The sequence below is a fragment of the Demequina sp. NBRC 110056 genome, from assembly GCF_002090155.1.
Taxonomy (GTDB): domain Bacteria; phylum Actinomycetota; class Actinomycetes; order Actinomycetales; family Demequinaceae; genus Demequina.
Genome location: NZ_BBRM01000005.1, coordinates 316734 through 329921, shown reverse-complemented (window position 1 = coordinate 329921; position 13188 = coordinate 316734). Strand labels below are relative to the sequence as shown.

Below are 13188 nucleotides of genomic sequence, written 5' to 3'. Positions count from 1 at the left end.
TGGGGTGCCCTCTCAGGGCACGCCTCGACCGGGACTCCCGCGCTCGTGTGAGCGCCGTTGAGATAGGCGCATGGAGAACCTCGGTGGATGGATGCTGGCGCTCTCGGGCGCCTGGCTCGTGGGAAGTGGCGACGATGCGCCGGACCGCGGGCCGCGGCAGAGCGATGACTTCGCAGGGTGCCCCGCGTGGTGGGGGCGGCCATGAGCGCGGCGACGAGCAGGCTCGGTGGTCTCCGTCGCCGGCAGAGGCGGCGGAGCGAGGCTGGCGTGCTGACGGCCGTCACGCTCGGCATGCTCACCGTCTTCGGTCCGCTGTCGATGGACCTCTACCTGCCCGTCCTCCCGTCGCTCGCGAGCGATCTCGCCAGCACGGCTTCGGCCGCGCAGCTCACCATGACGGCGTGCCTCGTCGGCCTCGCCGCGGGACAGGTCATCGCGGGCCCGCTCTCGGACCGCTACGGGCGTCGGAGGCCCGTGCTGAGTGGCCTCCTCGTCTACACGCTCGCCTCGGCTCTGTGCGCCGTAAGCGTGTCGATGGAGATGCTGATCGGCATGCGGCTCGCCCAGGGGCTCGCGGGCGGCGTGGGCCTCGTCGTCGCCCAGACTGTGGGCCGTGACCTCTACGAAGGTGCCCGGCTGACGCGCTACTACGCGCGCATCGTCGTGATCTCGGGCCTCGCGGCCATCGTGGCGCCGGTGCTCGGTGGGTTCCTCGCAGACGTGGTGTCGTGGCGTGGCTTCTTCGTCATCCTCACGGGCGTCGGCGTCGTCGCGACGCTCGTCGTTCTCTTTTGGCTACCCGAGACTTTGGCGCACGATGCGCGCGTGAGCGGGGGCCTTCGGCGCACAGCGAGCCAGCTAGCGATCCTCGCGCGAGACCGGCTGTACGTCGGCGCGACGGTCTCGAGCTCGCTCACCGCGGCGGCGTACTTCGTCTACCTTGCTGGCGCACCCTTCGTGCTGCAGGAGATGCACGGACTGTCGCCCAGCTCGTATGCGCTCGTGTTCGGCGTCAACGCGGCGGCGTTCGCCGCAGCGGGCTTCGGCGCCGGGCGCGCTACCGAGCGCTGGGGTGATCGAGCGGTCTACGTTGTCGGCCTCGCCGTGCTGGTGCTTGCGGGTGGTGTCCTGCTGGCATGCGCGCTGTGGGTGGACGCGCTGGCGCCGACGGTCGTGGCGTTCGTCCTCGTCGCCGCGGGAGCCGCGATCGTGTCGCCGCCGGCAACGACGCTGGCACTGGTCGGGTACCCGCACTTCGCCGGGACCGCATCGTCGATCCTGGGTATGTCGCGCTTCGCCGCAGGTGCGGCGGCGGCGCCGCTCGCGGGCATCCTCGGCCCGACGACCATGCTGCCGCTCGCGACGACCGTGCTGGTAGCGGCTGTGCTCGCCTCGGCGGTCTACCGCATCTGGCTGGCCGAACGCCGCGCGACCGCTCAGGCTCTCGATCCCGAGGGCGCGACCTAGAGCCAGCGCGACTCGATGGAGAAGGTCGACGCGACCGTCGAGATCTCCTCGCGCGACAGCCCCTCGGCGCGCGACCCGGCGACGAGGTCCATGTACTCGTACTTGGCGCCGGTCTCGGCGTACTCGACGCGGTCCACGGCGCGATAGACGGAGATGTCCGATCGCGACATGGTGCCGTGCTTGGACCACAGCGTGATCTCGAACTCGCGTAGGCCCGCGACGTTCGCGTTCCCCATCTCGTCCGAGCCCGGGATCATGAACTCGAGCACTCCGATGCCCTGGGACAGCGACACGATGGTCTCGGGCTCCCACCGCAGGATCGCGCGGTTCATCCGCTCGGTGTCGCGGTAGGCGGGGATGTGGCTGAGGTACGTCAGGTGCGGCGGCTGAGCGTGGACGACTGCCTGGAAGTCGATGCCGCGCGCCGCGACCTGGTCCTGGTGCACAGCCAGGTGCGAGTTGAACTCCGAGGTCAGGCGCTGGAAGCGGCGGGTGTTGGAGGTGTAGAGGGTGCCGGTGGCGCCGCCCTCGTGGACCTTGACGGCGCCGATCGACGCGAGGGGATCCTTCTCGATCTGCCGAAGGCGGCGACCCGAGCCCGTGGCGAGCACGGTGCCTCCGGCGAGCGCCGGCGCGGGGACAGGGAGCTCGATCTCCTCGGCGTTGGGGAAGTGGCGGCGGACCTCGACGTCCCAGCCCATGTAGACCGAGATGTTGCCGGCGCCGGCCTCCGAGGCGTCGATGTCGCAGATGCGCGCGCCGGCCTCGCCGATCTGGTCGATGAGCTCGTCGAGCGTGGGCTTGGGGTGATCGTTCGTCATGAAACGATTCAATCAGAGCGCGCGGCGCCGATGACGGGCCAAAGGTCCTAGGCGACCGTCGCCACCCCGCGACACTTCCGAACATCCCTGATGCGACACGCCGCGACGAGCAGCCGATTCGCGTCCTGCGCCGGGGTGTCGGGAGCCGCGATGTTCGGAAGTGTCGGCGAGGGAACGAACCGTGGGGAACGGGAGCGAGGCGGAGGGAACACCGCGCGGCGTGTCGCGGGCCCTCAGCGAGCGCGCGTGGCCGCGCTGTAGCAGGCTGGAAGCACGCGGCGCGCCGATCCCGACAGCCGCGCCCACCGGACGCCCCACGGCCGCCAGCCGCGCGGGCGAGAGGAGCTGACATGCGCATCGGCGTGCCGAAGGAGATCAAGAACCGCGAGACCCGGGTGGCCCTCACCCCGGAGGGGGCGGCCCGCCTGACAGCCGCCGGCCACGAGGTGCTCGTCGAGACCGGCGCGGGTGCCGCCGCCTTCCTCGCCGACGCGGACTACGTGGCCGCCGGCGCGGCCATCGGCGACGCCGAGCAGGCCTGGGCCGCCGACCTGGTCCTCAAGGTCAAGGAGCCGCTGCCCAGCGAGTACCCGCTGCTGCGCGCCAACGTGCTCTTCACGTTCCTCCACCTCGCGGCCAACGAGCCGCTCGCCCAGGCTCTCGTGGATGCCGGCACCACCGCGATCTCGTACGACACGGTCCAGCTCGAGGACGGCTCGCTGCCGCTGCTGACGCCCATGAGCATCATCGCGGGGCGCCTCGCCGCGACCGAGGGCGCGCACCACCTGCTCAGCCCGCAGGGTGGCCGCGGCGTGCTGCTCCCGGGCGCCCCGGGGGTGCCCGGCGCGCGCGTGGTGGTCATCGGCGGGGGAGTCGCCGGCTCGGCCGCGCTCGCCCAGGTGGTCTCCATGGGGGCCGATGCGGTCGTGCTGGACCTCGACGAGGCTCGCCTGGCCGCGCTGCAGGCCGAGCACGGCGACCGGCTGCGCACGGTCGTCTCGACGCCTGAGGCCGTCGAGCGCGAGGTGCTCGAGGCGGACCTGGTGGTGGGGGCGGTGCTCGTGCCGGGCCGGCCGGCACCCAAGGTGGTGAGCCGCGCGACTGTCGAGCGGATGAAGCCCGGCTCGGTGCTCGTCGACATCGCCATCGACCAGGGCGGATGCTTCGAGGACTCGCGCCCGACGACGCACGACGACCCGGTCTATCGAGTCGCGGAGTCGTTGCTGTACTGCGTCGCGAACATGCCGGGAGCGGTGGGCGCGACGGCGACAGCGGCGCTCACCCACCTCACGCTGCCGTACGTCGTGGCGCTCGCGGACGGCGTGGGGGAGGCGCTCGCTGCGGACCCGGCGCTCGCACGCGGGGTCAATGTCGATGCAGGAACCGTGCGATACCCCGCGGTTGCTCAGGCATTTCCTCATCTTCCGGCGGCGTGATCGGCTCCGGCCGCGGCGGGCGCTCGTGCACGACCGGGTAGTCGGCGAGCGCTCTCTCCGCGGCCTGCCGGCCCAGCTCGATCATCCCCGGCAGGTCGCGGGGCATCCACTGCGACCTGTGCTCGAGGACGGGCCGGATGAGCGTGACGTCGGGGTGGATGACCCACTCGTGCACCTGGAGCGCGGTGTGCTCGACGCCCATGCCGTCCCACTCGGGGGCCAGGCGGACGGCGATGACGTGGTCCGCGCCGAGCTCGAACGCCGTCTCGACCGGAAGGTTCTGCACGACTCCGCCGTCGATGAGCATCCGCCCGTTGACCCGCACGGGTCGGAAGATGCCGGGCACGGCGATGGACGCGGCGATCGCGTCCGCCAGCGACCCCGACTTGAGCACGACTGCCTCGCGCGTCTCGACGTCGGTGGCGACGGCCGCGAACGTGACCGGGAGGTCCTCGATGACCGCGTCTCCGGCGACACGGTGCACGGTCTCGCGGAGCGCATCGGCCGTCAGCAGGCCCAGCCCGGGCTTGGCCGAGAACGAGCCGAACGTACCCCAGCCGGCGCGCACGGTGCGCTCCTCGAGGTCGTACGGGTCGAGGCCGATCGCGTAGGCGCCGCCCATGATGGATCCGGCGGACGTGCCCGCGATCACCGTGGGCGTGAGTCCGCGCTCGTGAAGCACCTGGAGCACTCCCACGTGGGCCGCTCCCAGGGCCCCGCCGCCGCCGAGGGCAAGGCCGAGCTTCGGGCTGCTGCGGAGGTCGTCCCAGGCGTCCATGTCGCCATCGTAGGCTGAGCGCATGTCTGAGGAGAGTCAGCCGCAGCGGCGCACGTGGCTGCCCATCGCCGGGGCGGGTGCCGTGGCGCTCGTGGTGGTGGGTGGCGCCGTGGTGTGGAGCGCGATCGGCGGGGGCGCGAGCCCGGTCGAGGAGTCCGCGATCGCCGCATGCGAGGCGACGCTGACGGAGGCTCAGCTGGGCGAGATCCTGGGCGGCGAGGTCTACGAGCCCGGCGAGTGGCGCGACTACTACGGCGTCGTCGAGACACACGGCGAGGCGGACGTCCCGCTCGCGGACCTCGATGACGCGTCGGTCGAGACCTGGGAGGCCGCGGCGGCGTCCTACGAGGAGACGGGCACCGGCGCACTCGCCGTCGTGTGGCGCTTCGAGGACGACAGCTACCTGCAGTGCGTCGTGCCGGTCGCGGACGGGGTGGTCGACGGCTCGGCCGCCGCCTCCGGCGACCTCGTCATCGCGTCCGAGGACTCTGGGGACTAGTCCCTCCAGCAGCGCCGATGCGCGGGCAGGTCTCGCTCGAGACTTGCGTTGACACGGGCAGCCGATACGGTCGAGGCCAGGAAGGCCGACGCGCCCGAGCGCGCGGACGGCGATCGGAAGGACGCAGGGAGAGCCATGCAGCAGCGCACGCTGGGAGACACGACGGTCAGCGCGATCGGGCTGGGCGGCATGCCCATGTCGATCGAGGGCCGGCCGGACGAGGCCCGCTCGGTCGCGACCATCCACGCCGCCCTGGACGCCGGCGTCACGCTCATCGACACGGCGGACGCGTACCACCGCGACCCCGGCGAGGTGGGCCACAACGAGCGGCTCATCGCCCGCGCCGTCGCGGCCTATCCCGACGCCGCCGTGCGCGACTCGGTGCTCATCGCGACCAAGGCGGGCTCCCTGCGGCCCGGCGACGGCACGTGGTACCAGAACGGCGACCCCGCCTACATCAAGGAGGCCGCCAAGGCATCGGCGCTGCGCCTGGGTGTGGAGGCGATCGGCCTGCATCAGCACCACCGCCCGGACCCGAAGGTCCCGTACGCGGACTCGATCGGCGCGCTCGCGGAGCTGCTCGACGAGGGCGTCATCCGGATGGCGGGCATCTCGAACGCCAACCCGGACCAGATCCGCGAGGCCAACGAGGTCCTGGGCGGCCGTCTCACGAGCGTGCAGAACCAGTTCTCGCCCAAGTTCGTCTCGTCGTACCCCGAGCTCAAGCTGTGCGCTCAGATGGGCGTCGCGTTCCTGCCGTGGAGCCCGCTGGGCGGCATCCGTTCGGCGGCTGACGTCGGCACCCTGCACGCGCCGTTCCAGGCCGTCGCCGATGCGCGCGGCGTCTCGGCGCAGCAGGTGGTGCTGGCGTGGGAGCTCGCCCTCGCGCCGGTGGTGATCCCCATCCCGGGCGCGTCCCGCCCGAGCTCGATCCTCGACTCCGCGGCGGCGGGAGAGATCGAGCTGAGCGAGGCCGAGATGGCCGCGCTCGCGGTCACGCTCGAGGGCTAGGAGCCCGTCCCGGCGGCTCCGCGCTCGCTCGCTGCCGGTGGGGCGAGGCGGTCGAGCTCGTGCAGGGCCTCGCGCGCACGAGCGAGCCGAGCGTCCTCGGCCTCGTCCCACCAGTACGGACCGCGCTCGCCCAGGCCCCGCTTGGCGAGGTCGACCCTCGCGCGCGCGGCGGCGACGGCCGCGTCGTCGCCCGAGCGCTTGGCGGCGCCCACGGCCGACCGCGCTCGCCCCAGATGCGATGTGAGCGCGGCGACCACGTCGTCGGGCAGCGACGGGTCCGTGCGCCGCCACCGTCTGCCATCGATGGTGAGCCAGCGCTCGCTGTCGTCGGTCACGCGGGCCTCCTGTCGTTCGCCCATCGGGGGAGTGCGCGCCGGGGAGAAATGGCGCATGATGTGAACGCCGCAGTTGCGGCAGACCATCCACGTGCGAGGAGTTCCTCATGGCCGGTGCGCTCGTCAGGCGCGTCTCGCAGGGCGCGGGGCTCGCGCTCATCAGCGACGGCGTCGTGGGTCTCGCCGTGCCAGCGCAGCACGCCGAGCGCTGGGAGAAGCCACGAGGGCTCTGGCGCCGCGGCGTCCGGCGCGTGGTGGGGGAGTCGTACGACTCTCGCGCCTTCGCCGTCGCGGAGATCGCCGTGGGCGCCGCCATCATCTGGATCCTGCCGCGCGTCATCGGGCGTCGCTAGCCGTCCTGGCCCTGCGCTCTGCCTCGATGAGGGCAGCGCCGATGCGCGCATCGGGTTCGGTCCATCGCTTCTGAAACGTTGTGGGAAAGGGCTTTCCGTTCTAGCCTGCTGACGTGGCACGGTGACCTTCCGCCCCCGCCGTGCCGGGATGGAGCCCCGCCCCGTGTCCGGTCATCGACCTGTCCGCACCGCACCCCTGCAGCTCACCGTCGGCGTCTTCCTGACGCTCGGTCTCATCCAGGCCATCTGGCCGCTGACGATGGACCTCTACCTCCCGGCGTTCCCGGCGATCGTCGCGCAACTCGACACGTCCGCTGCGGCCGTGCAGGCCACGCTGACCGCGGCCTTCGCCGGCATGGCGGTCGGTCAGCTCATCGCCGGGCCGTGGTCCGATCGGATCGGGCGGCTGCGGCCACTGCTCGTCGCGCTCGCGCTCTACACCATCGCCTCGGTGGTGTGCGCGCTGGCGCCGAGCGCAGCCGTGCTGGTCGGCGCGCGCGCCGTCCAGGGGCTGGGTGCGGCATCGGCCGCCGTCATCACGGTGGCGGTGGTGCGCGACGCCTCCGAGGGCTCGCAGATGGTGCGCGCACTCGCACGCCTCCAGCTCGTGAACGGATCCTTCGTGGTGCTCGCGCCGTCGATGGGCGCGTACCTGCTGCACGTGATGCCCTGGCGCGGGCTGTTCTGGCTGCTTGGCGGCGTGGGCGTGCTGCTCACCGTGCTGACCGTGACCGTGCTGGGCCGCGCGGGCGCAGCATCCGCTCAGGAGGGCGCCGCCGAGGCCCCACGGGCGCGGCTGTACGGTCCGCTGCTGCGCGACCGCCGCTACGTGCTGCTCACCATCGGCGGCGGCCTGATGTTCGCCGCGATGATGTCCTACATGGCCTCCTCGGCCTTCCTGTTCCTCGATCACTACGGGCTGACCGAGTCGACCTACGCGTTGATCTTCGGCGGCCACGGGCTGCTGATGATCGCCGGCGCGCAGGTGAGCGCACGGCTCGCGACGCGCGCCCGGCCCATGGCCGTGATCGTCAGCGGCGCGAGCGTGCTGCTCGCGGCCGCCGTGAGCGCCGCGGTGCTGGAGCTCGTGCTCCCCGACTCCCTGATCGCCTTCGTCGCTCCCCTGTACGTCTTCACCGCGGCCTTCGGGGCGATCGGCCCGGCGTTGCAGGCCGTCGCGCTCCAGCCGCACGGCGAGCGTGCGGGCAGCGCCGCATCGCTCCAGGGTGCGTCGAAGATGCTCAGCGGCGCCGCCGCGGCGCCCGTCGTGGGCGCACTCGGCGTGGCCACGCCGGGACTCGTCGGCGGCGCGATGGCGATCGCGGCGACGCTCGCCTTGGCGCTCTACATCGCCGGCGCTCGCGTGCGCGTCCATGCAGATCCACGGGATGACGAACGGGTCCCGGTTCACACGGAAGGCAGGCAACGGTGACGGAGCACGGTGGGGTCATCCGACCCGGTGAGGAATGGCTGGACACCAACGGGCGGCCCATCCAGGCGCACGGAGGCTCCGTGCTGTTCGAGGATGGCACCTACTACTGGTACGGCGAGAACAAGGAGAGGACGGTGCCCGGCGGCGACGTCTGGCACTGGGGCGTGCGCTGCTACTCGTCGACCGACCTGTGCTCGTGGACCGACGAAGGCCTGATCCTGCCACCAGACCTGGACGATCCGCGATCGCCGCTGCACCCGCACCGCGAGATGGAGCGTCCTCACATCGTCCGGCACCCCTCCACCGGACGCTACGTCTGCTACGTGAAGGTGAAGGACGGCTTCACGCAGCTCACCAGCACGTTCGTTGCGGACAGGTTGCTGGGGCCGTACCGGCCGGTCCACGTCGACGTGCGCCCCCTGGGCATGGACGCCGGCGATTTCGACCTCACCGTCGATGCCGACACGGGTCGCGGGCACTACATCTTCGAGCGCGTCCACTCGGAGCTGATCGTCGCCGACCTCGACGTGGCGCTCACGGGGATCACCGGCGATCACTCGGTGCACTTCCGCCACGGGCGTCCGCCGCACGTGCGCGAGGCTCCCGCGTACTTCCGCCGCCACGGACGCCACTACCTCATCACCTCGGGCACCACCGGGTACTACCCCAATCCCTCCGAGGTCGCCGTCGCGGACGACATCCACGGACCCTGGACGGTGGTCGGCGACCCGCATCCCGGCGACGCGACAGGCACCTCGTTCGGGTCGCAGATCAGCTCGGTGCTGAAGGTCCCGGGCAAGGAAGACCTCTATGTGGCGATCGGCGACCGGTGGCTCCCGCATTACACGGAGCCCGGCCACGTCGCCGTCGACGCCTTCGAGGAGCACTTCGCGCGCCTCGAGGCCGGTGAGGACCCGGGGCCGATGCCGCGGCTGACGGTGCCGGACACCGCCAACGCTCGGTACGTCTGGCTGCCGCTGCGCTTCGAGGGGGAGCGGGTCGTCATCGACTGGCGCGACGAGTGGAGTCTTGAGGACTTCGACTAGCGGACGGGCCGTTGGCGCGCAGCCGCCACGCCCCGCAGGCGCCCCGCAGCGGCCGCGCCGGCGGCTCAGCGCACCGGCGTCGCGATGGCGAGCACGGCGAGATCGAAGAGTCGCTCGATGCGCTCCTCGCTGCCGTGGCCGGGCTGCATCTGCCAGATGGCCGCGATGAGCAGGATGAGGTCACTGCTTGTGACGTCGGGGCGCACCGAGCCCGCACGGTGGTTGGCATCGATCAGCTCGTCGATGGCGCGCACCACCTCTGCGTAGCCGGGCCGGACTGACTTCTCCGCGGGGAGGGCGTGGGTGCGCATTCCGCCGCCTACGCCGGCCTTCGACAGAGCGAACTGGCCCAGCGCGCTGAGCCAGGCCCTGAGCGCATCAACGGGCTCTTCGCTCTCGAGGAGGGTGGCGGCGCGGTCGGCGAGGGCCGTGACCTCACCTCCGTAGACGGCCCACAGCAGCGCCTCGCGGTCGGGGAAGTGACGGTAGAGCGTTCCCTGACCGACTCCCGCGCGCTTGCCGATGCTGCTCAGCGAGACGTCGGGGTCGCGCTCCAACTCAAGAACGGCAGCCTCGAGGATGCTCTCGCGATTGCGCTGCGCGTCGGAGCGCTGGCGCGGCGGCTCGATGCTGTGACTCACGACCGATTCCTTGTCCGGCTGGCGGCGCGCTCGCGATCCGAACGCGCCCCCACCCTATCTCCGGCTCTCTGACGCACTGGCGTGATGGTCGCGGGCGAGCCGGAGCGCTCGGCTCGCCCGCGACCGCGGTTCAACGGGCGGCGTCGACCGGCATCGCGTCGCCGGGCACCGATGCGGCCGGCTCCAGGTCTGCCGTCGTGCGCGAGTCACGGGCGTGCCCGACCAGAGCGAGGGCGATGCCGCCGACGAACCATGCCGCGAGCACGAGCCACGACTGCGCCATGGCGGCGTTGGGGAAGTACGACAGCTCGCGGATCAACGTGGCGGAGGCGCCCGGCGGGAACCACTGGCCGATGGTGCCCCACGCGCCCGGGAGGAACTGGGTGGGGAGCGCCGCCCCGGAGATGGGGTTGGCGAACAGCATCATCACCACCGGTCCGACGGCGATGCCGGCGCGGCCGATGAGGGCGACGCACCCGATGATCGGCGCAGCGATCGCCCCGATCGCGAGCGAGAACGCGGCCCAGTTGGTGAGGAAGTCGCCCTGGATGGCGCCGAACCAGCCCTGGAGGATCCCGGTCAGCACGAGTCCGCCGACGACGGAGTAGACGGTGACGCCGATGACGCGACGGTGGGATCCGGCGACGGCGATGGACAAGGCGATGCCGCCGATCATGCCGCCGAAGAGAATGGGGAAGAACGCCGAGGTCAGCAACGCGCCGTTCGGATCGTCGGCGGACAGCGGAACGACGTCGGTGACGGTAAGGGTGGCTTCGACACCGTCGGGCGACTCAGCGGCGAGCGCGGCTTCCAAGGGCTCGGCGAGCCCCACGATCGCCTGGTTGACGGTGCCGCTCGCCGAGGCCGTGAGCAGCTCAGGCTCGGGGCCGAGCACGATGGCGCCCGTGTAGTCGCGCTCTTCGATTCCGGTCACCGCTGCTTCGCGGTCGGCGACCACGGTGATCTCGAACGTCTCACCGGCTTGCTCGGTCAGCAGCGGCTGGACGGCCTCCACCGCGGCTTCCGGACCGACGAGCGCGAGGTCGATCCCCCGGGGTTCGGACGTCAGCGCGGGCCACGAGAACGCGAGCAGCACGATCGCGATGATCGCGGTGAGACCGGTCGACAGCGCGAGTGTGCGGCGGAGGGAGGTGGGGGACGAGGTTGCCGGCGGCTGTTGCTCGGCGGTGGTCTGAGACATGGGGATGGGTCCTTCGCAGGGGAGGTGGGGTCTAGGGCATCTGGCGCGCGGACGTGATGAGCATCCGCTTGCCGTACGTGGTCGGGTCGTCGAGCATCCGTAGCATCGCGGCCGCGACGTCGGAGCGCTGCGTTCGAGGGGCGCGAGGCATCGCGTAGTCGGGCGTCGCCTCGATGATCGTGGGCTTGGGCGTCGCAGCGCCGTCGCCCAGTGGACCTGGGTGGAGCGTGGTCCATTCGAGGCCGCTGTCCTCGAGCAGGCTCTCCCCAGCGAGGTGGTCGCGGAAGTTCCCTGCGAGGAACGTCCGGCAGCCGAAGCGATAGGGGTAGCGGGTGTTGGCGAACGTCTCGCCCACGCCGAGCGCGGAGAGCACGACGATCCGCCGCACGCCCGCGGCGCGCGCCGCCGCGATGACGGTGGGCATGGCGGTCTGCATGATCGGGGCGTGCGCCTGGCTGACCTTGGGACCGAGCGCGACCACGACGGCATCGCACCCGCTGAGGGCCGACGTCATCCCGTCGAGATCGTCGAGCTCGCCGCCGACGACGGCGAGACCTGGCTGCGGCGTGATGGCATCGGGGCGCCGCGCATAGGCGACGACATCGTGCTGCGCACCGAGCGCCAGGGTGGTGAGGCGGCTACCGGTGCGACCGGTGGCGCCGAGGACTGCGACACGCATGGCGTGCTCCCTTCGCGAGGGGTTCGGACCTCGCACGAGTCTAAACGGACAAGTGTCCGATTGACTTCAGAGTAGCGGACAGCTATCCGTTTGTGCAACAGAAGGCTCAGCGTCCAACGAGACGGGTAGCCGTTGCGCCGTGTGCGCGAGCGGCTCGGCGCTGGTGACGGGGGAGGGGTCGCGGTCCTCGGGGTGTCGAGCCTGGTGAAGGTCGCTCGGCGCCGTGTGAGGCCGCACGTGGGCGACGGCTCCACGAGCTGCGATGGGTCGCGGGAGGCGGCCGGAAACGACAGAGCCGCAGGGAGCCACGCCTTTCAGCGTGCCCTGCGGCTCATGTGTCGCGAGCATACGACGCGCCCCCGACAGGAATCGAACCTGCGACCTTCGGTACCGGAAACCGGCGCTCTATCCGCTGAGCTACGGGGGCCTGCGGGGCTGACCCCGCGACGGTCAAGGTTACCAGGGCGCGCTGGTGGAGCCTCGCACGATGAGGTGGGGCTCGAGCGTCACTTCGACCGTCTCTCCGTCGCCGTCGATGCGGTCCAGGAGCAGCCGGGTGGCCTCGCGCCCCATCGCCTCGCGAGGCTGCTCGACCGTCGTGAGCGCTGGTCGCACCTGGCGGCCCACCTCCGCGTTGTCGTAGCCGACGATGCTGAGCCGGTCGGGCACCCCGATGCCGGCGTCGAGGGCGTCGTGCAGCAGCGCCACGGCCGCGCGGTCGTTGCCGGCGAAGCACGCCGTCGGGGCCGCGGGGCCCTCGAGCGAAGCCACGAGCTCGGCCACGCCTCCCTCGCCGACCGCGAGCGTCGTCGCCTGGAGGCCGGCCTTGGTGACGGCCTCGCCGTAGGCCGCGCGCCGCGCTTGGGCGGCGGCGCGCTGGGAGGACGCGAGGTGGACGATGCGCTCGTGGCCGAGAGACAGCAGGTGCTCGACGGCGAGGGCCGCCCCGCGCTCGTCGTGGTTGCGCACGACGCTCACCTGGCGCGGCTGCTCGAAGGGGCGCCCCACCATGACGAGCGGCCGGCGCTCCGCGACCACGTCGAGCGCCTCGGGCGGCAGCATCGCCGAGGCGACGATGACGCCATCGACTCCCAAGTCGAGCATCTGGTCGAGGCGCTGGGCGAGGATTTCGGGTGAGGCCTGGCCGTGGCCGATGATGGTGCCGAATCCGGAGGCCTGCGCCGCGGTCTCGATGCCGGTGACGACGTCCGCGTGGTACGGGTTGCGCAGGTCGGAGACCACGACGCCGATGACCTGCGTGCGGCCTCGCGCGAGCCCGCGCGCGAGCGTGTTGGAGCGGTAGCCCAGGGCCGCCGCGACCGCGAGGATGCGCTCCCGCGTGGCCTCGGACACGCCGGCGTCGCCGCGGATCGCGAGCGACACCAGAGACTTCGAGACGCCGGCGGCATGCGCGACGTCGACGATGGTCGGGGCCGCGCGGTCGGGGGATGCCACGTCCTGTTTCTATCAGAACTCTCGGTGAACGATC

General features: G+C 71.9%; 14 protein-coding genes and 1 tRNA gene. 7 read left to right on the top strand and 8 right to left on the bottom strand.

Annotation, left to right across the window (positions count from 1 at the left end):
• Positions 1-267 precede the first annotated feature (267 nt).
• Complete coding sequence (locus B7K25_RS09660; RefSeq protein ID WP_234988164.1) at positions 268-1467, top strand: multidrug effflux MFS transporter; 1200 nt, start codon at positions 268-270, stop codon at positions 1465-1467.
• Here the strand turns inward: B7K25_RS09660 and B7K25_RS09655 are convergent.
• The gene (locus B7K25_RS09655) at positions 1464-2288 is read right to left on the bottom strand and encodes a class II aldolase/adducin family protein (RefSeq protein WP_084105804.1); all 825 of its coding nucleotides are present in this window, start codon (positions 2286-2288) and stop codon (positions 1464-1466) included. The genes B7K25_RS09660 and B7K25_RS09655 overlap by 4 nt on opposite strands.
• A 350-nt stretch (positions 2289-2638) precedes the next feature.
• Here B7K25_RS09655 and ald point away from each other — a divergent pair, with 350 nt between their 5' ends.
• Positions 2639-3724 (top strand): alanine dehydrogenase, encoded by a 1086-nt coding sequence (gene ald / locus B7K25_RS09650; RefSeq protein WP_084105802.1) that lies wholly within the window; start codon positions 2639-2641, stop codon positions 3722-3724.
• On the opposite strand, the gene B7K25_RS09645 is transcribed toward ald, so the two are convergent.
• Positions 3654-4502 (bottom strand): patatin-like phospholipase family protein, encoded by an 849-nt coding sequence (locus tag B7K25_RS09645; protein WP_159450177.1) that lies wholly within the window; start codon positions 4500-4502, stop codon positions 3654-3656. The genes ald and B7K25_RS09645 overlap by 71 nt on opposite strands.
• 22 nt (positions 4503-4524) lie before the next feature.
• Between B7K25_RS09645 and B7K25_RS09640 the strand changes: the two genes are divergently transcribed.
• Complete coding sequence (locus B7K25_RS09640) at positions 4525-5001, top strand: hypothetical protein (protein ID WP_084105798.1); 477 nt, start codon at positions 4525-4527, stop codon at positions 4999-5001.
• 135 nt (positions 5002-5136) lie between these two features.
• Positions 5137-6012 carry an aldo/keto reductase gene (locus B7K25_RS09635; RefSeq protein WP_084105796.1) on the top strand — a complete coding sequence of 292 codons (876 nt, stop codon included), beginning with the start codon at positions 5137-5139 and terminating at the stop codon, positions 6010-6012.
• Here B7K25_RS09635 and B7K25_RS09630 read toward each other — a convergent pair.
• Positions 6009-6371 (bottom strand): biopolymer transporter Tol, encoded by a 363-nt coding sequence (locus tag B7K25_RS09630; RefSeq protein WP_144018950.1) that lies wholly within the window; start codon positions 6369-6371, stop codon positions 6009-6011. The genes B7K25_RS09635 and B7K25_RS09630 overlap by 4 nt on opposite strands.
• Positions 6372-6454: 83 nt before the next feature.
• Between B7K25_RS09630 and B7K25_RS09625 the strand changes: the two genes are divergently transcribed.
• From B7K25_RS09625 to B7K25_RS09615, 3 genes are all read left to right on the top strand, one after another.
• Positions 6455-6700, top strand: coding sequence for a hypothetical protein (locus B7K25_RS09625; RefSeq protein WP_084105792.1), 246 nt, complete (start codon positions 6455-6457; stop codon positions 6698-6700).
• A 163-nt stretch (positions 6701-6863) separates the two neighbouring features.
• The gene (locus B7K25_RS09620) at positions 6864-8132 is read left to right on the top strand and encodes a Bcr/CflA family efflux MFS transporter (protein WP_159450176.1); all 1269 of its coding nucleotides are present in this window, start codon (positions 6864-6866) and stop codon (positions 8130-8132) included.
• Complete coding sequence (locus tag B7K25_RS09615; RefSeq protein ID WP_234988163.1) at positions 8129-9178, top strand: family 43 glycosylhydrolase; 1050 nt, start codon at positions 8129-8131, stop codon at positions 9176-9178. The genes B7K25_RS09620 and B7K25_RS09615 overlap by 4 nt, the downstream gene beginning before the upstream one ends.
• 65 nt (positions 9179-9243) lie before the next feature.
• Here the strand turns inward: B7K25_RS09615 and B7K25_RS09610 are convergent, their stop codons facing one another.
• The 5 genes from B7K25_RS09610 to B7K25_RS09590 form a co-directional block, all read right to left on the bottom strand.
• Entirely contained in the window at positions 9244-9819 is a 576-nt protein-coding gene (locus tag B7K25_RS09610) for a TetR/AcrR family transcriptional regulator (protein ID WP_084105789.1), read from the bottom strand.
• A 130-nt stretch (positions 9820-9949) separates the two neighbouring features.
• Positions 9950-11020, bottom strand: coding sequence for a hypothetical protein (locus B7K25_RS09605; RefSeq protein WP_084105787.1), 1071 nt, complete (start codon positions 11018-11020; stop codon positions 9950-9952).
• A gap of 31 nt (positions 11021-11051) precedes the next feature.
• Positions 11052-11699 carry an NAD(P)-dependent oxidoreductase gene (locus tag B7K25_RS09600; RefSeq protein WP_084105785.1) on the bottom strand — a complete coding sequence of 216 codons (648 nt, stop codon included), beginning with the start codon at positions 11697-11699 and terminating at the stop codon, positions 11052-11054.
• A gap of 354 nt (positions 11700-12053) precedes the next feature.
• A tRNA-Arg gene (locus tag B7K25_RS09595) sits at positions 12054-12126 on the bottom strand.
• A gap of 29 nt (positions 12127-12155) precedes the next feature.
• Positions 12156-13154 carry a LacI family DNA-binding transcriptional regulator gene (locus B7K25_RS09590; protein ID WP_200807914.1) on the bottom strand — a complete coding sequence of 333 codons (999 nt, stop codon included), beginning with the start codon at positions 13152-13154 and terminating at the stop codon, positions 12156-12158.
• Between the last annotated feature and the right edge of the window lie 34 nt (positions 13155-13188).